Source organism: Nocardioides luteus (genome assembly GCF_000960475.2).
Classification (GTDB): domain Bacteria; phylum Actinomycetota; class Actinomycetes; order Propionibacteriales; family Nocardioidaceae; genus Nocardioides; species Nocardioides luteus_A.
The window spans coordinates 24,662-45,206 of the sequence record NZ_JZDQ02000027.1; the positions used below are offsets into that span (position 1 = coordinate 24,662).

The 20,545-nt window shown below is 65.3% G+C and carries 26 protein-coding genes, 1 tRNA gene and 1 pseudogene; 18 read left to right on the forward strand and 10 right to left on the reverse strand.

What is annotated here, in order from left to right:
* Positions 1–20: 20 nt before the first annotated feature.
* Positions 21–764, reverse strand: a complete 744-nt coding sequence (locus tag UG56_RS18530) for a GntR family transcriptional regulator (RefSeq protein ID WP_045547281.1) — start codon at positions 762–764, stop codon at positions 21–23.
* A gap of 75 nt (positions 765–839) precedes the next feature.
* Here UG56_RS18530 and UG56_RS18535 point away from each other — a divergent pair, with 75 nt between their 5' ends.
* Positions 840–1,901: a DUF1152 domain-containing protein gene (locus tag UG56_RS18535; RefSeq protein ID WP_256206743.1), complete on the forward strand. Its 1,062-nt coding sequence runs from the start codon at positions 840–842 to the stop codon at positions 1,899–1,901.
* On the opposite strand, the gene UG56_RS28000 is transcribed toward UG56_RS18535, so the two are convergent.
* Complete coding sequence (locus UG56_RS28000; RefSeq protein ID WP_143055105.1) at positions 1,898–2,698, reverse strand: hypothetical protein; 801 nt, start codon at positions 2,696–2,698, stop codon at positions 1,898–1,900. The genes UG56_RS18535 and UG56_RS28000 overlap by 4 nt on opposite strands.
* A 187-nt stretch (positions 2,699–2,885) precedes the next feature.
* On the opposite strand from UG56_RS28000, the gene UG56_RS28455 reads away from it, so the two are divergent.
* Positions 2,886–3,038, forward strand: coding sequence for a hypothetical protein (locus tag UG56_RS28455; RefSeq protein WP_177191506.1), 153 nt, complete (start codon positions 2,886–2,888; stop codon positions 3,036–3,038).
* A 16-nt stretch (positions 3,039–3,054) separates the two neighbouring features.
* Here UG56_RS28455 and UG56_RS18540 read toward each other — a convergent pair whose 3' ends face one another.
* Both UG56_RS18540 and UG56_RS18545 read right to left on the reverse strand, forming a co-directional pair.
* Positions 3,055–3,906: a hypothetical protein gene (locus tag UG56_RS18540; protein WP_045547282.1), complete on the reverse strand. Its 852-nt coding sequence runs from the start codon at positions 3,904–3,906 to the stop codon at positions 3,055–3,057.
* 10 nt (positions 3,907–3,916) lie between these two features.
* The gene (locus UG56_RS18545) at positions 3,917–5,152 is read right to left on the reverse strand and encodes a DNA cytosine methyltransferase (RefSeq protein WP_071327186.1); all 1,236 of its coding nucleotides are present in this window, start codon (positions 5,150–5,152) and stop codon (positions 3,917–3,919) included.
* Positions 5,153–5,313: 161 nt separating this feature from the next.
* Between UG56_RS18545 and UG56_RS18550 the strand changes: the two genes are divergently transcribed.
* Together UG56_RS18550 and UG56_RS28005 are read left to right on the forward strand one after the other, a co-directional pair.
* On the forward strand, positions 5,314–6,417 hold the full coding sequence (locus tag UG56_RS18550; protein ID WP_045547283.1) for a DUF262 domain-containing protein: 1,104 nt from the start codon (positions 5,314–5,316) through the stop codon (positions 6,415–6,417).
* A gap of 10 nt (positions 6,418–6,427) precedes the next feature.
* Entirely contained in the window at positions 6,428–7,255 is an 828-nt protein-coding gene (locus tag UG56_RS28005) for a zinc ribbon domain-containing protein (protein ID WP_143055106.1), read from the forward strand.
* A 179-nt stretch (positions 7,256–7,434) separates the two neighbouring features.
* Here UG56_RS28005 and UG56_RS18555 read toward each other — a convergent pair whose 3' ends face one another.
* Entirely contained in the window at positions 7,435–7,737 is a 303-nt protein-coding gene (locus tag UG56_RS18555; protein WP_045547284.1) for a hypothetical protein, read from the reverse strand.
* 664 nt (positions 7,738–8,401) lie between these two features.
* Here UG56_RS18555 and UG56_RS18560 point away from each other — a divergent pair.
* Positions 8,402–9,109, forward strand: a complete 708-nt coding sequence (locus tag UG56_RS18560; protein WP_045547285.1) for a hypothetical protein — start codon at positions 8,402–8,404, stop codon at positions 9,107–9,109.
* 67 nt (positions 9,110–9,176) lie between these two features.
* On the opposite strand, the gene UG56_RS18565 is transcribed toward UG56_RS18560, so the two are convergent.
* Positions 9,177–10,106: an MBL fold metallo-hydrolase gene (locus tag UG56_RS18565; RefSeq protein WP_071327187.1), complete on the reverse strand. Its 930-nt coding sequence runs from the start codon at positions 10,104–10,106 to the stop codon at positions 9,177–9,179.
* Positions 10,107–10,178: 72 nt separating this feature from the next.
* Here UG56_RS18565 and UG56_RS18570 point away from each other — a divergent pair, with 72 nt between their 5' ends.
* The 8 genes and pseudogenes from UG56_RS18570 to UG56_RS18590 all read left to right on the forward strand — a co-directional run bounded on the left by UG56_RS18570 (position 10,179) and on the right by UG56_RS18590 (position 14,063).
* The gene (locus UG56_RS18570; protein ID WP_045547287.1) at positions 10,179–11,126 is read left to right on the forward strand and encodes a hypothetical protein; all 948 of its coding nucleotides are present in this window, start codon (positions 10,179–10,181) and stop codon (positions 11,124–11,126) included.
* 81 nt (positions 11,127–11,207) lie between these two features.
* Positions 11,208–11,327 (forward strand): DLW-39 family protein, encoded by a 120-nt coding sequence (locus UG56_RS28700; RefSeq protein WP_008355567.1) that lies wholly within the window; start codon positions 11,208–11,210, stop codon positions 11,325–11,327.
* Positions 11,328–11,344: 17 nt separating this feature from the next.
* Positions 11,345–11,417 (forward strand) — tRNA-Ala (locus UG56_RS18575).
* Between the two features lie 246 nt (positions 11,418–11,663).
* The gene (locus UG56_RS18580) at positions 11,664–11,966 is read left to right on the forward strand and encodes a hypothetical protein (RefSeq protein WP_045547288.1); all 303 of its coding nucleotides are present in this window, start codon (positions 11,664–11,666) and stop codon (positions 11,964–11,966) included.
* A 128-nt stretch (positions 11,967–12,094) separates the two neighbouring features.
* A pseudogene (locus UG56_RS29160) lies at positions 12,095–12,214 on the forward strand (DUF6980 family protein); the annotation flags it as partial.
* A gap of 50 nt (positions 12,215–12,264) precedes the next feature.
* Positions 12,265–12,420, forward strand: coding sequence for a DUF6980 family protein (locus UG56_RS28460; protein WP_177191507.1), 156 nt, complete (start codon positions 12,265–12,267; stop codon positions 12,418–12,420).
* A gap of 186 nt (positions 12,421–12,606) precedes the next feature.
* Entirely contained in the window at positions 12,607–13,419 is an 813-nt protein-coding gene (locus tag UG56_RS18585; protein ID WP_256206738.1) for a protein phosphatase 2C domain-containing protein, read from the forward strand.
* Between the two features lie 392 nt (positions 13,420–13,811).
* Positions 13,812–14,063, forward strand: a complete 252-nt coding sequence (locus UG56_RS18590; RefSeq protein WP_045547289.1) for a hypothetical protein — start codon at positions 13,812–13,814, stop codon at positions 14,061–14,063.
* 86 nt (positions 14,064–14,149) lie between these two features.
* On the opposite strand, the gene UG56_RS18595 is transcribed toward UG56_RS18590, so the two are convergent.
* From UG56_RS18595 to UG56_RS18605, 4 genes are all read right to left on the reverse strand, one after another.
* Positions 14,150–14,743: an SRPBCC domain-containing protein gene (locus UG56_RS18595; RefSeq protein ID WP_045547290.1), complete on the reverse strand. Its 594-nt coding sequence runs from the start codon at positions 14,741–14,743 to the stop codon at positions 14,150–14,152.
* 1 nt (position 14,744) lies between these two features.
* Complete coding sequence (locus tag UG56_RS18600) at positions 14,745–15,077, reverse strand: ArsR/SmtB family transcription factor (RefSeq protein WP_045547291.1); 333 nt, start codon at positions 15,075–15,077, stop codon at positions 14,745–14,747.
* Positions 15,078–15,139: 62 nt separating this feature from the next.
* Positions 15,140–15,835 (reverse strand): hypothetical protein, encoded by a 696-nt coding sequence (locus UG56_RS29045; protein WP_177191508.1) that lies wholly within the window; start codon positions 15,833–15,835, stop codon positions 15,140–15,142.
* 36 nt (positions 15,836–15,871) lie between these two features.
* Entirely contained in the window at positions 15,872–16,270 is a 399-nt protein-coding gene (locus UG56_RS18605; RefSeq protein WP_045547292.1) for a DUF1304 family protein, read from the reverse strand.
* A 170-nt stretch (positions 16,271–16,440) separates the two neighbouring features.
* Here UG56_RS18605 and UG56_RS18610 point away from each other — a divergent pair, with 170 nt between their 5' ends.
* The 5 genes from UG56_RS18610 to UG56_RS18630 all read left to right on the forward strand — a co-directional run bounded on the left by UG56_RS18610 (position 16,441) and on the right by UG56_RS18630 (position 20,511).
* Entirely contained in the window at positions 16,441–16,860 is a 420-nt protein-coding gene (locus UG56_RS18610; RefSeq protein WP_045547293.1) for a MarR family winged helix-turn-helix transcriptional regulator, read from the forward strand.
* Between the two features lie 307 nt (positions 16,861–17,167).
* Positions 17,168–18,172, forward strand: coding sequence for a TauD/TfdA family dioxygenase (locus UG56_RS18615; RefSeq protein ID WP_071327188.1), 1,005 nt, complete (start codon positions 17,168–17,170; stop codon positions 18,170–18,172).
* A gap of 92 nt (positions 18,173–18,264) precedes the next feature.
* Positions 18,265–19,167 carry a hypothetical protein gene (locus tag UG56_RS18620; protein WP_143055107.1) on the forward strand — a complete coding sequence of 301 codons (903 nt, stop codon included), beginning with the start codon at positions 18,265–18,267 and terminating at the stop codon, positions 19,165–19,167.
* Positions 19,168–19,354: 187 nt separating this feature from the next.
* On the forward strand, positions 19,355–20,188 hold the full coding sequence (locus tag UG56_RS18625) for an SURF1 family protein (RefSeq protein WP_084101282.1): 834 nt from the start codon (positions 19,355–19,357) through the stop codon (positions 20,186–20,188).
* Complete coding sequence (locus UG56_RS18630) at positions 20,185–20,511, forward strand: DUF3817 domain-containing protein (RefSeq protein WP_045547296.1); 327 nt, start codon at positions 20,185–20,187, stop codon at positions 20,509–20,511. The genes UG56_RS18625 and UG56_RS18630 overlap by 4 nt, the downstream gene beginning before the upstream one ends.
* The last annotated feature ends 34 nt before the right edge of the window (positions 20,512–20,545 follow it).

The window sequence follows — 20,545 nt, forward strand, 5'->3', positions numbered from 1 at the left end:
TTCTTCCCGTCGAGCGTGGATCAGGTCAGGTCGTACCGCTGTTCGTAGCTCCAGCGGTCGGACGGATAGACCGCCTCCGCGAACTCGATCGGTCGGTCGTGCTGGTCGTACACGATGTGTTCGACCACAAGAACCGGTGCTGCCTCATCGGTCAGTCCGAGGGCTTCAGCATCTGCGCCGGCTGTGCGTGCGCATGTCCGGTCGCGGGCATAGGTACCAAGTCGGCCAGTCTGCTCCTCGACATACGCCAAGGTTCCGGACCTTATCCGCTCCTTGGTGAGCAGCCGGGGAGCGGTGCCGGCCAGTTCGGCGTTGAACCATGACGTCGAGGTCTCAGCTCGGCGCTCGCCTTCCCAGGTGATGCGCCGGCGTCGAATGGCAGCGCTTCCTGCCTCAAGTTGCAGTGCCCGCGCGACATGTTCCGGAGCCTCCGGTATGACCTCGGCGGCCACAATCTCGGCGCGGGTCCCGTCGGCGTAGATCCGCCCGGACGTACGAGCCTTCGTGTAGCGCTCGTTTGCCCGACGATTCACCGCCAGGTCGGCGACAAACGTTCCTGAGCCTTGGATTGAGTGCACAAGGCCGAGTTCGCGTAGCAGCATCAGAGCCTTGGTCGCAGTGGGACGCGACACGTTGTAATCCGCCGCGACCGCCCGCTCGCTTGGGATCTCGTCGCCCGGACGAAGCTCCCCACTCAAGATGCGAGCGCGGATCTGGTCCGCAATCTGACGGAACTTCGGTGCCCCATTGGCTGTGTTGCTCATCGCTACTTCTTCCGACTGGTTAATACCACTTCTCAACGGTAGCGCCTTAACGTCTGGCAGGTGACAATCGAGGCCATGCGGACTCTCTTGGTGGCGGCTGGCGGTGGCGGCGATGCCGTAGGCGCAATGCTGATCCGTCGACTGCTAGGCCACGATCCACGTGAGCAAGCTCTGGTCAGTACGTGCGCGTGGGAACGACTTAGGATCGACCCGGTACCCGGTCCTCGGTCACGAGGCGACTTCGTCGGTCTACGTGCGATCGCTGGAGTTCGCGCGGAAGTCGGACCAACCAGCGACACGCTTCCCGCGGGGCGTTCGGTGCTTCCGCGACTCGCAGGAGACATCGACGCTCGTTTGTTCGTGCACGACTTCGCCGGCGGTGCGGTCGGCCTGGCCGATCAGCTGCGATCCCTGGCGCAGGCGCTTGATGCTCGGTCGCTAACGGTCGTGGACGTCGGCGGAGACATCGTCGCGCGCGGTGACGAATCCAGGCTACTTAGTCCGCTAGCTGACTCACTGACCCTCGCGGCGAGCATGCAGGCCGGTCTACCTGTCCGGCTAGCGATCCTCGGACCAGGAGTGGACGGCGAACTCACCGCGGGGGAGGTGACACAGATCCTCGCGCGCCTTCGCGGCGAGCGGATCGGTGCTGTGACTCCGTCTGATGTAGAGGACCTGTCGGACGTGCTCGCATGGCATCCGACGGAAGCGACAACAGTTGCAGCAGCGGCCGCGATGGGCCACCGAGGATCAGTTGACATGAGGCGAGGGCTGGATCCGGTGCCAGTAACCGACGACAGCTCAAGCGTTTGGATCATGGACGCTCCGGCGATCGAAGAATTTCCGCTCGCTGCTTCGCTCATGCAAACGCACAGCCTTCAAGCGGCTGAACAGATCATGCGCAACATTGCCGTTGACGAACTCGACTATGAGCGCCGCCGTGCCGCTGGACAGTCACCCCTGCGACCGCCGATGTCGCTTTCTGCGATCGCTCGGACGAGTCTTGAGTTGGGCGCATCATTCATCACGACGCGCCGGCTCCTGGAAGCCACGACTGCCGACTGCCCGCAGTTTGAGGCGGCGCGTGTCGACGGACTCGGCCTCTGGTCACTCCGCGCAATCGTCAACGGGGCCTAGAGTTCCGGGTTTGCGTCGGCGTCGCGCCTGAATGAACCGATGCGTGGACGTAGTTTGTACGGAACCTTGACGCGCCCGTCGCGCTCGCTCCAGAGCCAGCGACCTGACCGACGTAGGGTCCAGCCGGTGTGTTTATATGGCATGAGGTCCCCGACGCTAAGTTGGCCGAGAACGTGGGATAGCTCTTCTGCGACGCGCAGTTGGTGTTCGCGCTCCCGCGCGTCAGCGTTTGCATAGCCATCTGCACGGGCAGTGAACTCCTCAAAGTTCATTTCTCCGATTCGCTGCCGATGTGCGATCAACGCCTGCGAGTCGACGTACGCCTCGGTGTAGTGGCTACCGAACCGACGTGCCTTTCTGCGGAGCTTCTCCTGCTCGGCTTCAAGGAGGTCCGGATGGATCTGGCGCTGTCGATACGAGGCGATCGCGTCCGCCCTGGCGAGAAGGCCTGTCAGCGGTGATGGGCACAGAAACACCGGCAAGACTCCGTACCCGTCCCACTCGCAGTGTGTGTATGCGACTGCTTGTGCCACCCAACCGTAGCCATCGCCGACGCTGGATGGCCTCGCAGTCTTGAACTCCACGGCGAACGCTGGAACCGCGTCATGCCAGCCGTCTGGATCCCTGGGTCTCAGGACCGCGTCGATACGAGTCTGTTCGCCCGTCCAGTATCGACCATGCACCTGTTCCTCGATGTGAAACCACCGGTCCATCTTGGCAAGGACGAATTCAGCAAGAGCCGCCTCGTCTGGGAAGGCTTCAGGGTCCGGCAGCAGCGGCATGGGCCCGTAGTTCATGTTGCGACTGTACGGCGCCCGAGGGAGGACGGGCAGCGACTCATCTATCGACCTGGCGTCCGATGGATGAGGTGTGTCAGCCAGCCTCCCAAGAATGATGCCTGGCCAGAGCCCAGGCACCGGCTAAACGTCGGGGCGCATCGCCAGCGCCGGAACTCCCCGCCACCTAGCCTCGCCTCGTGCTCAAGTGGGGAGGCTGCAGAAGGGCAGATGGCGCGCCTGGGTGATCTGGGTCGACACCACCGACGCCGCGCCAGAGATCCGGCACGCCTGGCTGCCCGCTCACGAGATCCGGCCAGCAAAGAGCAACATCAGCGCCTGGAACGATCGATACCGCTGATCCGCTTCGGACCCGCTCAGATGTGAGCGAAGGTTGCGTCGTACTCATTCGCCATGCGGACGATCATTCCGTTGTAGTGAAAGTTGCTTCCGGGTTGTGGCGCGGGTGGCCCGGTCAGCACGTCGACCGGCCCGCCGTCGTTGACGAACTCCAACACAGTGACCCCGACTGCGTCGAAGCCGTTGCCTGATTTCCCGGAGCGTCGTGGCATTTGAGCCACTTTCTCGAGCACTCGCATGGTGTCGGCAGGTTGCCGATGGATCGTCAACCGCGGCGGGAGGCCCTCGGAGAGGCGCTCGCTGTTCACGACCGAGGAGAGGAACTCTGCGGAGTTGTTGATCTGGACGTAGGCGATTGCCAGAGCTTGACTTGATGCTCCGTGGATCGCCTGATGTGACGAGTTCAGCTCGTCATACAGACGAGGGAGCGACTTCACGTGCGCGGTCATCGTCGCCTTCGCTTCAAGTGCGATGAGGACGGCGCCAACCGGCGCAACGCGGATGTCAGGAAGCGTCATAAGGAGATTCTGCTGGTCTGGGGTCAAGTCGATCCCGTAGTGGTCGACCAGTGTGTGGAAGGTCATGCCCGTTGCCCGGACGGGGCCGTCCGGACGCGCGATGACCAGGTCGAGCACCTTGGCGCGATCGGTCGAAAAGTCCCGCATCTCATGGTTCACGCCGAGGACAATCTTTCCGCTGAGCGCGTGCTGCTGCATCAGCGACGACTGTGCGAGCAGGTCTAACGCGACCCCCCAGCAGCCAACCTTGCTGTGGCGGTCCGATCGTGAGTTGTACTGCCAGCGCTGGCCGTACTTGTCTGGCTCGCTGGGGGTAGTCAGGAAGCGAGCGAGTATGTCCGGTCCATGCACAGGCGTGACGCTAGCTCACCAGCAGGTTGTCCACTGGGAAATTGAGGGTCTCTTCTACTGGAATCGTCGGAACCGGCGACAACGCAACCCCCATGGCCTCAGCGTAGGTATCGACGGCGTCGCGGAAGCCCTCGTATCGTCCTAGGTTGCCGCGGAGGAGCCGGTTTCGGAACCCGTTGATCGCGCGAGCGCTCAGCGGGTGTGCTTCTGCCAGGTCGACGACTGAGGCGAGGTGTTCGTACGGTAGATGGCTCGGGAACTCGGAAATATTAACTGCATAGGCCGTGCCGTTCTCGCCCCATGCGGCGGTCGGCCAGCGCTTCGTGACCTCCTGGCCGTTCAGGTCGACAACGGCGTCCCCTGGCGAGACGATGCGACCAGCTACCCACTCGGCCACCCGGGTGGTTACTGCGTTGCCCACCAGTTTCCAGCGGGGGCCGTTCTTCTTGCCGTTCGGGTCGACGTCAGTCCATCCTCGGGTGAAGCCTTGCATGGCTTCTGCATCCTCGATGCTCGGCGTCACGAACAGACGCTCGTCCGCAGCTCCTGGAACCCAGATAGCCGGCGGAGAGGGGATGCCGAGTGTTGAGCCGCCCTTGAGGGTCGGCACGGCATCCTGCGCCCAGCCGAGTCCCCCGCGTCCTTCTGTCCAGTAGAACCCGAAGGCATCCGCCTTGAAGTCGTCCAGCGGACGCTCGCCCGCTTCGTCGGCGAACAACACCCGTCGTGGATCCTCAGTCGTCGAGGCAAGCAGAATCACGCGACGCCGGCGCTGCGGCACGCCAGTGAAGCGCGAGTCCACTACTCGGTAGGCCCACCGGTAGCCGAGCGCTTCGATCTCTCGCACTAGGTATGCCATCGCTTTGCCCTTGTCGAGCGTCAGCATGTTCGGCACGTTCTCCACCATGAGCCACGGGAGTGTCTGGCTGCTCGCCTTGGTCAGCCGAAGGGCCTCGAACACATGGGACACCAGTCCCGACGCTTCACCTGTAATGCCGGCAGTGCGCCCAGCCTGCGAGAGGTCGGTGCACGGGAACCCCGCCGACAACAGGTCCAAGCCGCCCGGAAGATCTCGCAGCTCACGTACGTCGGGATGTACGTCGACGTCAGGAAAGCGCCTCGTGAGAACGGCCTTGGCCGGCTCCCACCACTCACACAGCAGGTCCGTCGTTACGGCATCACCCAGCGCACGATGGAAGCCGTGCTCAATGCCACCGATGCCGGCAAACAGTCCTGCGATCCGCACTTGAGCCTCCCAGTATGTCGAACCCCTGAGCGAAACCGTACCTGCTTTCGCCCACAAACTCGAGCCGAACGGGACCTGGGCATGGCCGTGTCAGAACGACCGCACACCCGGCAAGCGGACATCTGCGAGCGGAGGCCAGACTTTCTCGCTACGGTGGTCTTGTGACCATTGAGGGACCGCTGGGAGTAACAAAGACGCTCTACACCGCCTTGGACTTCCTTGACTGGCAGCGGACAGGAGCCCTCGACCTGCGCCCCTACTATCAGCGTGGGAGCGTGTGGACACCGAAGGCCAAGAGCTACTTCATCGACACCCTCGTACGCGGCTACCCGATTCCGATCATTTTCCTACAGTCGAAGCCTGACCCGTCGACCCTCCGAAATGTTCGCCAAGTGGTCGACGGTCAACAACGGCTGAGAACGCTGCTTTCTTATATCGATATCGATTGTCTGCCGGACGCGACAGACGCCGACAGGTTTTCGATAATGAGATCGCACAACCGCGAACTCGCGGGTGTTCAGTTCCAAGATCTCCCTGCTGTCATCAAGGAGAGAATCACGACTACGGAATTCTCGGTCCATATTCTTCCGTCAAAACTTGACGACCGTGTCCTTCTGCAATTATTTGCGCGTCTCAATAGCACGGGGGAGCGGTTGAATGACCAGGAATTGCGCAACGCAGAGTATCACGGAGCCTTTAAGTCGCTAGCCTACGAACTTGCATACGCTCAACTGGACCGATGGCGGGACTGGAAGTTGTTCACGGCTCGTGCGATTGCTCAGATGCGCGAAGTCGAACTGACAAGCGAGTTGATGATCCTCTTGCTTCGCGGCATCGCTGCCAAGACGATCACGACGATTGACTCTGTATATCGAGAGTTTGACGATGATTTCCCGTACTCACAAGAGGTCGGCGGGAGGTTCGAATCGGTGCTTGACGTAATTGAGCGAATCTACAAACCAGATCCGCGCCGTGGCGGTCTGGGGGCTCTTCAAACACAGGGGTGGTTCTATGCGCTGTTCGCGGCCATCGCCGGCGCCCACTACGGCCCACCACTTGATCCGAAGCCGCGGAAAGAAGGCGAAGAGGACTACCCTCTCGCTCCAGACCTGACGATCAGCCAATGGCAGAACGCTGCTCACGCTGTCCAGCGGTCGCTGGCCGAGAAGGACGTGCCCGACGATGTCGCGAAGGCGCTGCGCGGAGCTTCTTCGGACCGCGCTGCGCGCATTTCTCGGTACAAGTTCCTCTTGAGCAAGATCTGAGTTCCAGCATATGGCGCTGGTAACCGCCGAGGACTGCCGAAAGAGCCTCGACAACCGTGCGGTCCGGTTGGAGCGTCTCGTCAAAGAAGGCGAGGCATTGCATGCCAAAGGCCAGCTCACGCTGCGAAACCTAGATGCGCTCCGGGAGTCGGCACTCTTAGATCTGTACACGAGTTTCGAGCTCTTCCTTGAGGACCTCTTCTTCGCTGTGCTGCTCGGTTCCAGCGGTATCAGTGACTCTGGTGGGGTTGTGAACTTCAGTGACCGCGAACAGGCCGAGGAAATTCTAACAGGCGGAAATCAGTACCTCATTTGGCTGCCCTTCGATAAGAATGGTAAAGGAGTTCTTCCGCTTGCTAAGCGGCTCCTGAAGGACGGGCGGCCCTTCACTAGAATCGAACGCCACAAGGACGAACTCGACACGCTTGAGGAACTTAGGATTGTGCGCAACGCAATTGCGCACCGAAGTTCGTCTGCCCGTGCCGCACTTGAGCCGTTCGTGACGCACTTGAGGCAGCGCCGCCGTACCGCGGCGGGCCTCCTCGAACAGGTGCGTCAGGGACAGAGCCAGTACGAGTCCTATTCAGCGACAGTTCGCCAGATCGGCGTCGCGCTCGCGAGTGCAGAAGACGCACTAGCGCGAAAATTCCTCTCGCCCGAGAGACCGTACGCGCCAAAGGCAAACGCACCGACCGGCCGATACCGCTGTACGCGGTGCGCAAAGCGGCACCAGATTCGGGCTAAGACAGCGGCATTGCCGGCCTGCCCCGTTTGTCGCAAAGGTCGTGCGAAGGGTCAGCCCAAGGTCGCTCAAGAGTGGGATCGCGTCTACGCCTAGTGCGCTTCGCCGAAGCTGAGTTCGTGAGAACTTTCTCTACTGACTCAAGGCGGCCTCCGGCCGCGAGCGCGGCCTCCGGGGGCGTGCGGCCTGGCGGCCGGTCCCCCTACGTGCCGCGCAAATGAAGAAGAGCGCCCAGTCCGTAGACCAAGCGCTCAAGCTACTTCAGCGGCGAGTGACTAGCGGCGCTGCCGCTCCGCGGGATCGCTGTCTGACGTCTTCACGAGTCTCCACAGGGAAGCATCCAGTAGACGCGCGCACTCCGTTAGGAACCGCTCCCGCTCGCTCGGGCTCTGGAAGCGGAATGTCACGCAGTTCTCGTTGCTCCGCCACTCGCGCTCGCCTGTCCCGCCCCATGCGATCTGCTTGTACTTGCCGGCATAGCAGTGCTGGCAGAGCGCACGCAGAACGTGTAGGACCGCGGCGTCCTCAGTCATCATGGTCGCGCTGAAGTGGGACTTGAGGTACTCCTCGTCCGACACCGAAGACCCTCCTTGCTCTCGGGGGTTGCATCGTGTCAGAAGACATCTGGTCCGGGGACCCATACAGATCAAGCTGCTCTGTATGGCGTAAAGATCCGAAGTCCGTTTCGAGTTCACCGCACCTCCGGCCCCCGCCCCGATCCCCAGGGTTTGCACGCCGCCACCTGGCATCAAGGGCGCAGAAGCGTTGCTACGCAATGGGCTGCGCCCACCCTTGACACCAGGCAACGACGAGCAATCTTGGCTGGCTATCGGCTCGGTGGCGCTCAACTGGGCTACCTCATGGCTGATCCGGGCGAGGTACCCGAGAGGTACCCGAAGGACCCACAACAGCCAACAACAGACCCATCGAAAAGCACCCATCTGACGTTCCCCAGCGGCGTTGCGATGACCCGTCCGTGTGGCGAATCGGACTGATAATGTGGGGGTCGGAGGTTCAAGTCCTCCTAAGCGCACAGCAGTTTCACCAGGTCAGAGGCTCCCGTCGGGGGCCTCTTCCTCGTTTTCAGGGTTGTCGTCTTCTTCAAGTGTGCCCGCGCCGATCCTGCTCGACGAGCGCTGTTGGGGTTCTGTGTGCCGAATTCACTGACGGATACCTGCAGGGGTGTTTCAATGCACGCGCGCCGCATGTTGCAGCGCGCCTCGACTTCGAAGGAAGACCCCCATGCTCCGCAAGTTCACGCTTGCTGCCGCCGCCCTCGCGCTCGGCGCAACGACCCTGTCGCTCGGTGGCTCCGCGCAGGCTGCGACCACCCCATCTGTCAACGTCACGAGCGCCTGCCAGGGCGGCGCTGGTGTCATCACCGTCGGCGCCCGGCGCTCGCCCAGCGGTGGCACCATCGGAACGACCGTGATTCGCGACGTGAAGAGGCCCAACTGGTCCGGATTCACGATGGTCGGCAACAGCGAGCCAGCCGATCCGACGACTGAGCCGGCGACGCTCCACCCGGTCGACGGGGTCGTACGCGACACCACGAAGTCCACCCTCGCCTGGCCGAAGCCGGTCATGGGCCTCTACTTCTCGGGCGACTACTCGGTCCTCTGCGTCGGACGCGTCGACCAGAACCCCTACCGAGTCATCGGCATGGGCCCGTCCTCTCAGATCACCGTGCGCCGCGACTCCGGCGTCGTCCGGGTCGAGGGCGAGGCGAGCCGGCTGGGCAAGTACCGCCTCACCGTACGCCTGTGGACGCCGGCCGGCTTCCAGGAGAAGTCGACGGTCGTCAACGTGGGCGTCGACACGAACATCGGCGAGTTCCGGCACCGCTTCACCGGCTTCCGGCGGACCAACAAGTTCACCAAGGCCGTACTGATCACCAAGCACATCCGAAGCGGCAAGACCACCACGGTCACGGTGCGACGTACGTTCTGATCTTCGATACCGCTCGTGGCCCCGTCGATCCGGCGGGGCCACGCGACTTTTCGGGTCCTCTCGTGTCCTAGAGCCGGCTGGACGCGTCGTGGTCGTGGGTCGGGACGACCCGCATCAGATGACGCGCCAGATGCAGCCGGTGGAGGGTTGCGAAGGCGGCGTCCCGGTCTTCGTCGACGAGGTCGCCGGGGAAGGCCGGCTTCTGTCTGATCAGGTCGACCTGGTCGTAGTGCCAGGCGGCGTCGCCGGCGATGAGGACCCAGCCGGAGGCGGTCCGGGCGAGGACGCCGATGCTGCCCGGCGTATGGCCGGCGAGCTCGACCAGCAGGACGGAGCTGTCACCGAACAGGTCGTGGGAGGCGGTGAAGGTGGCGACCGGCGGGCCGTCGAGGTCGTACGTCTCCACGGGCCGGCCGTCGGTCAGCGCCGGGCGCACTCCCCCGACGGGTGGCCGGCCGGGGCCGAGGATCCAGTCGCGCTCGATGGTACGCAGGTGAACCGGGAGACCGGGCAGGTCCAGGAGACCGCAGACGTGGTCCCAGTGGGCGTGGGTCGGGAGGGCGAAGTCGGGCTTGATCTGCGCAGCTCCGAGCGAGTCGATCGTGGCGACGGTGTCCGCAGGCGGCGTCACCAGGCGTCGCAGCATGCCCGGGAGCTCGCCGAGAGCGCGGTCCGGAGCATCACGGCAGTAGGAGGGATCGACGACGAAGGTCGCCTCGGGATGAGTGATGACGAAGCAGGTCATCGCGTTGCGTACGCGCCGGTGGAGGCCGGCGCCCTCGATGAGGCCGCCGGCGGGCAGCGTGCGCGGGACCTGGGGCATGGTGCGTACGGTCACCGTCCGGTCGCCCCGGGGCAGGCCGGCGTCGGTGATCGAGGCGAGAAGCCGTTCGTCAGGGCGCCGCGGACGCAGGAGGCCGCGGCCGAATCCGGCCAGGGCGCCGATCATCTCTCGGGCCGTCGGCGTGGCAGGAGAGGCAGTGGGATCGCTCGTCACACAGGGAAGGTACCGACCCTGGGACGGCCCGCCATCCGACCACGGTAGGAACCGCATGCGAACATCGGCCTCATGACGAAGATCGACCTTCCGTTCGACCTCGACTCCATCCCGGGCCGTACCCGCCGATGGGTCAAGGGCGGCATGAGGCGCACCGAGCGATGGGGGAAGCGGCTGGGTGGCCGCGTCGGCCCGCTCATCCCGAACACGCTGGCGACCGGTGGCGCCGACGACTGGACACCGCAGGGGCTGGGCTACGGTCCGGAGACCAACCTGCTGGCGCAGAGCTACTACTCGCACGACAAGGGCTCGGCCCTCGTGCTGGTCGACCTGAAGAGCGGCAAGACCGTCGCCGAGGTGCTGCTGGTGGGCCACAACGGCAAGGCGGGCCCCGGGCATGCCGGCGGTGTCGCGGTCGACGGCGACGACGTCTGGGTCTCGAAGGGCGCTGGCGGCGGCACCGGCAAGCTCTACCGCTACTCGCTGTCGAAGATCCGCAACTCGGAGAAGGCCGCCGAGGTCGAGCCGATCGAGGCGCCGGTGAAGGTGGCGGCCGGCTCCTACTGCCGGATCCGCGGCAACCAGATCTACGTGGGCGGCTTCGGCAACCAGACCCTGTTCGCCTACGAGAAGGGCGAGAACGGCGAGTGGGACTTCTCCGAGCCCGTCGTCTCGACGACCACGCCGCCCAAGGTCCAAGGCGTCGTCGTACGCCGCGACGAGTACGTCTTCTCCTCCTCGTTCGGGCGCCACCGGCCGAGCACGATCTTCATCTGCGAGCGGACGCCCGACGGCGGTGTCGGCGCGGTGCGGCGCAAGTTCAAGTTCCCGAACATGGCCGAGGCCATCGTCGAGGTCTCCGGCGAGCTCATCACCACCTACGAGTCCGGCGCCTCCCCCTACAGCCGGCCCTCGGCGTACGGATTCGGGATGCTGACCGGCCGGATGTGGGCGAGCACCCACATGACCCTCACCCCCATCGCCTCCCTCGGCCTGGCGCCCGACCCGGAGGCCGGTTGATTTCGTACGCCTCATGGCGGGCCGGTACGCTTTCCTGGTCTAACGGGCAGTGATGCTCCCCCACGACCTGCAGGAGATGACATGAAGAAGATCGTCCTCGTACTGCTGGCCGCGGCTGGCATCGTTCTCGCCAAGAAGAAGCTCGACCAGTCCAACCCCGAGAAGGGCCACTGGGCCGCAGCGACCGACAAGGTGAACTGACCGACGGACACCCGTCCGGGGCGTTGGCGCAATTGGTAGCGCACCTGCTTTGCAAGCAGGGGGTTAGGGGTTCGAGTCCCCTACGCTCCACCCACTCTGACCAGGCAAAACACGTAAGCGACTGAGCCAGTGTCAAGCCAGAGCGCGACGCCGACGTCGACCATTGCTCCGGCGCCGCCTGGACTGGGAGTCGATCGACGGGCGCAACCGGCGACTCATGCGTGCGAAGCGGGCACGATGACAAGATGTTGTCCGGCTGTGTCCGTCGAATCACGACGCCCTGCGCGTCCCACATGCAGCGTGACAGCGTTACTTAGTGGATGCCACCATCCATCCATGCCGAGGTGGGTGCGGTCGTACTGGGATGAAGAAGATGTGACTTTCCTGTGGGAAGTCGCCGACGACGGTTGGATCACCCGTTCAATCGAACTGGCGGGGCCTGGGCGCAAACCGCAGGCTGCGGCTGCGCTCGATGAAGTTGTCGCGGCGTCGGCCGCCGGAGGCGCCGATGCGGTCCGGGCGTACGAGGCACGCTTCGGCACTGCTCCGGAGAAGCCACTCGATGATTGGGACTTCCCGCACCAAGCCATCGACGAATCAGAGTTTGAGCGTGAGTGGCGCGAAGTGCTGGACAACTAGCGACGCTGTAATCGCCAGGCGCACCGAGCGTGTGCGGATCAGCCTGAACGCACCCGTACGTGCCGCTCGGATGCAATGAGCGCTCAGCCAGTACACCAAGCGCTCACGCCCTCTAGCATCATTCACCCATGCCGATCGGCCCCGCATATTGCTGCGATCAACTTCAAGCCCAAGCGGAGCTCAAATGCGACGCGCACCCCGAGCCCGGATCGTGCGGCGACTACCTCATCGGCTACAGCCTCGAGTTCGACGAGTACGGCATCTGGGTCCACGACGGCCCGGACGGATCCGCCTACACGTGGCAGCACATCCACTTCTGCCGTTCTGCGGAACCGAACTGCCCGAAAGCCGCCGCGATGAATGGTTCGACCGCATCGAGGACCTGGAGCTCGAGGCGGAGGCGGCGCCGAAAGAGATGCTCGACTACGGCTGGTGGTTGGCCGTATCCGACTAGCAGCCCACCACGTTCAGCCGACCCATCCAGGCGATGTGCACCGGTTCCTTGGCCGATGATGAGGGCGGGTTGTTCCGGTCGCCGAGCTATACGGCATCACATACTCTTCGACGGGGTCCGGTCGAGGTAGCCCGATCCGTTCTCGCTAACGACCGGAGTACATTCGCCGACGATTTGGGGCCTAGAGTGAGCATTCGTCTTCGAGCCGAGAGCTACACGGAGACGTCGCCGTCCCATGAGCACAACGAAGACTTTGTGCTCGTCGGCAACGACTTCGTGGTCGTGCTTGACGGTGCGACACCTGTCCCCGGCCTGGAAACCGGATGCATCCATGACGTGCCGTGGCTCGTTCGTCACCTCGGTCTGCGTCTTGCCGAAGGACTTGTGACGCCGGGTGCCTTGAACCTTGCAGACATTCTCGAGCGAGCGATTCAGCAGGTGCGCGACGCACACGTAGACAGTTGCGACCTCGAGGATCCCAACAGCCCGTCGTCGACCGTTGCCCTGCTTCGGCTGTGCGGCGACAGGATCGACTACCTGGTCCTGGCTGACTCATCTGTCGTGCTGTACATGGACGATGGTGGCGTTCTGCCGATCACTGACGACCGGCTCGATCATCTCGAGGACTACTCCGTTGCTGGATTCGCCGCGGTGCGGAACACCGCAGAGGGGTTCTGGGTGGCCAGCACCAAGCCAGAAGCGGCCCGCCACGCCGTGTCTGGCAGCGTTTCCCTCGCCAATCAACCGGTTCGAGCCGCCGCGGTGCTGACCGATGGAGCCGCGACGTTGGTGGAGAGGCACGGCCAGACCTGGGAACACCTTCTCGGCGTTCTCGAGGTCGGACCGCACGAGCTCGTGCGACGTACCCGCGAAGTCGACGAGCATGCGGCGGGAACGTTCCGCGGAAAGAGGCACGACGATGCAACCGCAGTCCTGTGTCAATTTGTCGACTCAAGCGACGGACAGGTCTCCGCTGCCGGGCCGACACTGCACGGCTGAGGACGGACGGAGACGAGTTGGCGAGCGGGGAGGGGGTCCCACATGCATTCAGGTCGAGCGGCGGCACGCCTCGGCGGCCTCACCGTGATCGTCGCCCTGCTGCTCTGTGTTTGGAATCCCCGATTCGGCGATCCGCTGCCGATGCCCGCGCGTCTATGGGCGACGGTCGGGCTCGCACTCGCCGCCACTTGGGTCGTTGCATCGGCCGTTCTCATTGACCTTCGGGCCAGGAAAGCGCTCAAGCGCCGTCGCTCTGGAGACCCCTCGAAGCGATAGCACGCAGAAACTAGGGGTGGGGTGAGACCCGCGGAGAGCAGCCCAGCGCTCGCAGCGGCTCAACGGATCGGCCGAATGCGTCTCAACCGCCAGGCGCAGCCGATACCGTCCGGCCCGTGCACCTCAGCCAAGCCGCCTCACCGAGCACCGGCGCCGTCTCGTTTCTCCTTGCCGGCATCTGGGTCTGCGTCCTCATCGGAATCCTCGTCGCCATACGATGGAGCATCAAGCGGCTAGACGCGCTGCTAGCAGACGCGACAGGAGCCTGGGCATGGGTTGGCGGCATCCTCCTCGCCGCGCTCAGGCTGGTCTTTGTGATGTACGTCCTCGGAGTTTCGGCTCTGATCTTCAGCCTGATGATCGGGTGATCGACGCAATTCACCATGCATCCTGAGCCAGTTTCCGCTTGCTCCCCACCACAGAAACCGTAGGTTGAACTGCGGTTCCGTCTGACTTACGACGAGATCAGGGCAGCGTACGCCGGGCGCAGCTCGTCGGCTTGGGCCATGACGCGCTGGACGACGACGGCGGCATCGTCGGTCGGTGAGCCCGGGGCGTCGAGGAGGCCGGCGAGCTGGTCGAGGCAGACGTGCCAGCCGACGGCGGTGTCGGTGTTGCCGGCGGGTCCGCCGAGCCAGGTGGTGAAGGTGAGGCGGGTGCCGTCGTCGGTGGGCTCGAGGTCGAAGCGGAGCAGGTCGGTCAGGTCCGTACGACCGTCCATCCCCCAGGTGAACTCGAAGGTCCGGGGCGGGTCCCACACGCGCAGCTCGCCCTCGGAGACGTGGCTGTCCGGGTCGACGCCCATCTCCTCGATCGCCTCGGTGGTGCTCGCCAGCTCCAGGCCCTCGGGCCAGAACGGGAGGCTCAGCCGCGCGCCAGCGACACGTTCGCCGACGATGTCGGTCGGGAACCAGTGCCGCAGGCCGTCGGTCTCGGTCAGCGCTCGCCACACCTTCTCCGGTGAGTGGCGAAGCAGGCGTACGTAGCGCAGGCCCGTCCTCTCGCCGTCGCGGATCACCTCGCCCATGGGGCCGGTCGTCGTAGTCATCTCAGTCCTCCTCGTGGTCGGTCTCGTCGAGCTGGTCCAGGTGGCGCTCGAGGGCATCCAGACGGTCGGCCCACATCCGGCGGTACGGCGCGAGCCACTCCTCCAGCTCCCGGAGCCGGTCGGGACGGAGCCGGTAGTGACGGCGCGGTCCGTCGATGCGTACGTGAACCAGGTCTGCCTCACCCAGGGTCCGTAGATGCTTGGACACGTTCGGTTGGGCGAGCCCGAGGGTCTCGACGAGCTCGCCCACCCCCATCTCGCGCTGGCAGAGCAGGTCGAGGATCTGCCGACGGGTCGGGTCGGCGATCACGCTGAAGACGTCTCGGGTGGGCACGCCTTAAACATGCCTCAAAGGGAATATGCCTGTCAAGGAATATGATTGGAGCGGCCGCCCGGCTACCGCAGCAGCTGGTCGACGGCGAGCCAGATCGCGAAGATCGCGAACCCGCCGGCGAGCAGGCCGAGGGCCAGGGAGGCGTACGTCTGGAGCGACCGGGACGAGCGAGCAGGTTCCCGCATCGGCGGTGTCAGCCTGGGCTTGGTCGCTGGTGCTGGCATCGGAGCGGGGCCCGGCGCCGGGCTTGGAGCTGGGCCGGGAGCTGGCGCCGGGTCTGGAGCCGGCGCCGGAGCCGGGGTCGGGCCTGGTGACGGAGCAGGTGCCGGTCCACCTGGTGTCGGAGCAGGTGTCGGACCGGGCGCCGGGCCGGCCGGCCTGGGCGACGGTGGCGTGCTCGGCGAGCCAGGCCGAGGCGCGTCGCCCGTCCCGAAGATGTCGTCCATCGTCGCGGGGCCGAGGTCCGGCGGTCCGTACGGGGCGTACGGGAGCGGCGCTGGAGCGTACGACGGCGGATAGCCGGGCGCGGGGAACGGCGGAGCGCTCGACCCGATCAGGTCACGCAGCTGTGCGGCTTCGGCGGCGAGCGCCGCGTCGAGATGGGCGCGCGCGGGATGTCCGTACGGAAGATCCTTGAGGATCTGGGTGTAGCGCTCGATCCGGGAGAGGAGCCGGGCCCGCCTGCTGCCGTTCTGCAGGCCCCAGGCGAGGCAGGCGAGCACCACGGCGAAGAGTCCCGAGATGATCGCGGCGCTCATGCTTCGGAGGGTAGTGGTCGGTGGAGGTTCGCGCTATCAGATCGCGATGGCGATCAGCGCGACCGCGGGCAGGACAGCGGAGGCGACGGTGCCCCTGACGCTGCCGCCGCGCGGAAGCCAGTAGCCGAGGGCGTCGGCCACACCCATGAACAACGAGGCGAGCAGCATGTAGATGCAGGTGACGACCACGACGGTGACGCCGGTGGACTCGTCGCCGAAGTTCACGATCCAGAGGCCGATGAGCGTACCGATCCCGGCAAGAGCGTTGCGGGCGCCGATGCAGAAGGACCACAGGTGGACGTTGCGGAGGCCGTGCGGCTCGATCCCGAGGAACCGCTGGACCTGGGGACGGTCGATGAAGAAGGCCTCGAAAGGGAAGACGACGATGAGGATCACGGCGGAGATGCCGGCACTGAGCTGCGCGACTGCGTTCATGGGGACCTGCTCGGGACGGGCCTCGAGGAGGGAGGCGGTGGAGATCGTGGAAGCAACACGCGTCCGGCGGAACCCCGTGAACAGACGGCTGTCTGGACACCGGAGAGCGGTATGATAGTCAGTCTTACTGACTATATTGGCCAGGCCGCCGGACACTGTCAAGGGATTCGATGGACGTCGCAACGCTCATGCTGATCGCCTACCGGGCGATGGACGAACGGGTCATCTCCGCGATGCGGGAGGCCGGCTACGACATCACCGTCGCTCAGGCCCGGCTCGCGCAGCGGATCGCCGAGGACGGCTCGCGCCTGGTCGACCTGGCCGAGCAGGCGCAGGTCACCAAGCAGACCGCGAGCATGCTGGTCGCGGCGCTGGAGCGGCAGGGGCTGGTCGAGCGGGTCCCGGACCCGACCGACGGTCGCGCCCGCCTGATCCGGTTCACGGCGGCGGGTCAGGATGCCGCGGATCGTGCTCGAGAGGTGGTGATGGGTGTCGAGCAGGAGTGGAACGACCACCTCGGTCCACATCTGGCATCGGCTCTGCGGGAGGCGCTCACCTCGCTGCGCGAGCTCGTCGATCCGTATCAGTGACCCGTCGACGGTGGTCGTGAGCTTCCGGAAAACCGCACCAGACCGCGAAATTTCTGGTAACTGGCAGACCGCAGTGGAGATACATTCCCTAAACAGGTTCTATGCGATTACGCAAGGGGCCTAATACCTATCGTCTCGATATTTGGACCTATCACTCGTTTGAATTCCGTACGGCGGAACAAAGTGGTCCCGAACTTAGGAAACCCTTTGGTGCGGGTGCCAGAAAACGCTTCTGACGAAACCCCTCCACCACAAAGTCCGAAAGGTCAATGTTGTGGGCGCAGAGTCCGTAGTCACCCGGGTCGAGATGACCCCAGCCGAGTCCCAGGCCGCAGCCACGCTCGCGGAGTCGTTGCTCGCTCGATTCGGGGACCCGGTCTCCTCGGAGTTCCTCGAGACCGCGCCGTTCCTCGGTGGTGAGCTTCCGGAGAGCGTCGCCCGGGCGATCCGTGCGTTCCGCTACGGCGATGCGACCGACGCCCTGGTGATCAGCGGTCTCCCGGTGACGGCCGGCCCGACCCCGCCCCACTGGAACCACCCCGACGCCCAGGCGCCGCACATGGCCGACTTCTGGCTCGCGCTGATCATGGCCCAGCTCGGCGATGCCGTCTCCTGGTCCTCGCTGCAGGGTGGCCAGCTGGTCAACAACATCCTGCCGATCCAGAAGCAGGAGAACCTGCAGACCGGACACAGCAGCGACGTGGTGCTCGACCTGCACATCGAGGACGCGTTCAGCAACCTCCGCTGCGACCACCTCGGCCTGATCTCGCTGCGCAACGACGACATGATCCCCACCACCGCGGTCGGGATCAGCTCGATCGACGTGACCGGCCCTGAGTACGCTCCGCTGTTCGAGCCGCGCTACGTGATCCACCCCGACGACGAGCACCTGCGCAACCTGCGCGAGGCCGGCGTCAACGAGGGCGAGCTGCTCGCCGCGCCGACCGCCGTGCTCTCCGGTTCCCCGCAGGCCCCCGACGTCCGGCTCGACCCGCCTTACATGTCCGCCCTGCCGGGCGATGTCGAGGCCGACCGTGCGCTTCAGCTGCTCATCATGGAGCTCTCCGCGAACGTCGAGGACGTCGCGCTGGCTCCCGGCGAGATCCTCATCGTCGACAACCACCGTGCGCTGCACGGCCGCAAGCCCTTCACGGCTCGCTACGACGGCACCGACCGTTGGCTCCGCCGCCTCACGACCGTCAAGGACCTGCGCCGCAGCCGCGTCGCTCGGTCGGAGGCCTCCTCGCGGATCATCGACCCGGTGCTCGAGCCGCTCCCCGCATCCCTTGAGCTCACAGGCGCTGGTCGCTGACGCTCGGGATCAAGGAGGCCGCAGGCATCTGCCTGCGGCCTCCATCTCTTTCATCCCGCATACCGTGACGGGGATCCGGAATACTCGTTGGGGTGAACGTGAGGCGATGGGGTATTTCCGTGCTGGCCGCCGGGTTGGCGCTTGCGCTGGTCGGCTGCGGGGACGACAGCGAGCCGAAGAAGCCGGAGGCCGCGCCCACGGAGAACACCTACCCCGTGTACGCCGCAACGATGAACCCCGTCGAAGCAGCCATGACCTTCGTGCCGGAGACCGCGACGACGCTCGCGGTGACCGACTACGACGAGGTGAAGTCGCTCTTCGGGCTCGAGGACATCACCAGCAGGTCGAGCCCCGCGGACCAGAGCGACCTGTGGGGCCGGGCCGACAAGGAGGCCGCCCAGGTCAGCGGTGGTCTGTTGCGGGACGTCGACCAGCGCCTGCGGGATAAGTACGCGTGGGGCGCGGCCGACGTCATCTGGGAGGCCAGGTTCACCGGCGGTGGCAAGGACGGGTTCGTCATCAAGGTCGCGGACCGGGTCAAGCCCGGCCACGCGATCAAGGCCGGAGTCGGCCCGCTGAAGGGTGCGACGTTCGACCCGGAGACCCACGTGATCACCAAGCACACCGTGACCCCCGACGCCGCGAACTGGGCGTCCCAGGAGACGATGCTCGCCGTCGCCGGCGGCCCGGCCACCTCGACGTACGTCGTCAAGGGGTGCGCCGAGGGCGGGCCGAAGGAGAAGACCAGGCTGGCGCCGGTCGAGGCCTACTCGGTCGAGTTCGGCGGCGGGCTGGCCACTCTGCGTCTCGGCGAGGACAGGGATGACCTGTTCGTCCGGCTGAAGCTGGGGGATCGGGACGCGGCGTACAAGAAGGTCTTCACCCATGGTGTCGCCGATCCGTCCACGGGGCGGATCGGGTTCCGGGTGACCAATCCGGTGACCGCGGCCGCGCTGGTCACCAGCGAACCCGTCCCATTCGCGGTCTGCGACTAGGGCGGGGCCCCTCAATCCGGAAGCGCCGGCCGAGCGCCGCCCATCACGCGCCCTGGCGGCGTTGTCGTCGGTCGACGGCCAACCCCGGACCGCCTCCCTCCTCCGCCTTGCCAGGACGCGCGCTGGACAACGCTCGACTCGACGCCGGATTGAGGGGACCCGCCCTGCCCCGTACTCTGGGAGTGCTATGGCCGCCCAGAGTCCCCCGCGAAGCATCTTCTCCCCGAGGTTGTGGGGTGCACACGCGCTGATGGTCGTCTTCGTGACCGGCGCGGTGCTGCTCGGGGTGTGGCAGTACCAGTCGAGCCAGCAGGACAAGCAGGACCAGGTCGCCGAGCTGGTGCACGCGAAACCGAAGGCGTTCACCGACCTGATCGGGCCCAACGACGCCTTCCCGTGGGAGCAGATCGGCCGCCCCGTGACCGTCTCCGGGATCTGGATGCCCGACGAGACGATCTTCATCGACGGGATGGAGCGCGGCTCCCAGGTGGGCTTCTGGGCCGTCACGCCGGTGCTCGTCGAGGACACGGAGTCGGCCGTCTACGTCGTACGCGGCTGGACGCCGGAGGTCGGCAGCGCGCCGCCCGCGCCGCGCGGCCACGTCACGATCACCGGCTGGCTGCAGCCCAGCGACTGGACCGACGTCGCCGACGACCGCAAGTCCGACAACGTCTTCCCGCAGCTCGACATCTCCGACCTGATCTCGCGCACGAGCTACGACCTCTACAGCGCCTACGTGGTGCGTTCGCCGGTCGAGGACAACTGGCCGGCCAGCTCGATGCCGGTCAACGACGGCTCCACGGACGTCGCCGACGTGCCCGCTCCGCAGCTGCCCGAGCCGGAGGCCACGACCGGGCTGCGCAACCTGCTCTACGCGATCGAGTGGTGGCTGTTCGGGATCTTCGGGATCTACGTGTGGTGGCGCTACGTGCGTGACACCCTGCGCCCCCGGCCCGTCGACGAGGACGAAGAAGACCCTGAGAAAACCGCTCAGGATCTGCGCGTACGCTCAGACGCGTGAACAAGCTGTTCGGCACCTACAAGGTGCTCGCGTACGTCGTCGGTGTGCTGCTGCTCGTGGGCACCATCTGCTCGCTGTTCAAGTATCTCCTCCCCGAGGGCAACGCCCTGCAGTCCTTCGGCGAGACGATGACGCCGCTGTGGGTTGCCCACGGCTGGGTCTTCATCATCTACGTGATCGTCGCCTTCCTGCTGACCCAGAAGGCCCGCTGGACGATCCCCGAGTTCCTGCTGATGATGATCGCCGGCCTGGTCCCCGGGCTGATCTTCTGGGTCGAGCGCCGCGTGGCCGACCGGATCGCTCCCCTGCTCATCGACGCGTAGCGGCCGGGGAGCGAAGCGACCGACGGCACGGCGC

Excerpts from the sequence above, each read along its gene's own strand:
- UG56_RS28000 (WP_143055105.1), bottom strand. The coding sequence starts at position 2,698 with ATGAACTACGGGCCCATGCCGCTGCTGCCGGACCCTGAAGCCTTCCCA.
- UG56_RS28700 (WP_008355567.1), top strand. The coding sequence starts at position 11,208 with ATGAAGAAGATCGTCCTCGTACTGCTGGCCGCGGCTGGCATCGTTCTC.
- UG56_RS28005 (WP_143055106.1), top strand. The coding sequence starts at position 6,428 with ATGGCGCTGGTAACCGCCGAGGACTGCCGAAAGAGCCTCGACAACCGT.
- UG56_RS18625 (WP_084101282.1), top strand. The coding sequence starts at position 19,355 with ATGGCCGCCCAGAGTCCCCCGCGAAGCATCTTCTCCCCGAGGTTGTGG.
- UG56_RS18560 (WP_045547285.1), top strand. The coding sequence starts at position 8,402 with ATGCTCCGCAAGTTCACGCTTGCTGCCGCCGCCCTCGCGCTCGGCGCA.
- UG56_RS18570 (WP_045547287.1), top strand. The coding sequence starts at position 10,179 with ATGACGAAGATCGACCTTCCGTTCGACCTCGACTCCATCCCGGGCCGT.
- UG56_RS18530 (WP_045547281.1), bottom strand. The coding sequence starts at position 764 with ATGAGCAACACAGCCAATGGGGCACCGAAGTTCCGTCAGATTGCGGAC.
- UG56_RS29045 (WP_177191508.1), bottom strand. The coding sequence starts at position 15,835 with ATGAGCGCCGCGATCATCTCGGGACTCTTCGCCGTGGTGCTCGCCTGC.
- UG56_RS18610 (WP_045547293.1), top strand. The coding sequence starts at position 16,441 with ATGGACGTCGCAACGCTCATGCTGATCGCCTACCGGGCGATGGACGAA.
- UG56_RS18595 (WP_045547290.1), bottom strand. The coding sequence starts at position 14,743 with ATGACTACGACGACCGGCCCCATGGGCGAGGTGATCCGCGACGGCGAG.
- UG56_RS18605 (WP_045547292.1), bottom strand. The coding sequence starts at position 16,270 with ATGAACGCAGTCGCGCAGCTCAGTGCCGGCATCTCCGCCGTGATCCTC.
- UG56_RS18615 (WP_071327188.1), top strand. The coding sequence starts at position 17,168 with ATGACCCCAGCCGAGTCCCAGGCCGCAGCCACGCTCGCGGAGTCGTTG.
- UG56_RS18535 (WP_256206743.1), top strand. The coding sequence starts at position 840 with ATGCGGACTCTCTTGGTGGCGGCTGGCGGTGGCGGCGATGCCGTAGGC.
- UG56_RS18580 (WP_045547288.1), top strand. The coding sequence starts at position 11,664 with ATGCCGAGGTGGGTGCGGTCGTACTGGGATGAAGAAGATGTGACTTTC.